This window comes from Bacillus sp. FG16 (assembly GCF_057809515.1).
The window spans coordinates 1-393 of sequence record NZ_JBMDKC010000359.1; the positions used below are offsets into that span (position 1 = coordinate 1).

Genomic DNA, 393 nt, shown 5'->3' on the forward strand with positions numbered 1-393 from the left:
GCGCTAACTTCTGTATGAGCTGACTCGGCACACCTAATGGCAGCCGATAGACAAATGTTGTACTAATATCATCCTCTGTTTGTTTCAAAAATACGGGGTACTGCATTTCTCCTTTATGCTGTACACACACTTTCGTGATTTCAAAAAACGCTTTGATTTTCTTTTTATCACTTAGCTCTTTTCCCTTAAAAAAATACGCTACTGTTAAAAAAGTAACTGGAATTACCAAAAGCGAAAACATAAACTCCATACCTCCCTAGAGGTAGTTGGGGTTATGTAGTACATAAGAAAGAAGTTGTTTCCATGCATTGCGACAGCTCCCTTCAACTACCCGATGAAATACTAGCGTAGAAATACATCGAGCATATCACGTAGCACATACCAGACCGTGCC

1 pseudogene is annotated in these 393 nt (G+C 39.7%); it reads right to left on the reverse strand.

Annotated elements, in window-relative coordinates:
* Positions 1–241: pseudogene (locus ACODS7_RS32735) on the reverse strand (FtsK/SpoIIIE domain-containing protein); the annotation flags it as partial.
* Positions 242–393: the final 152 nt, after the last annotated feature.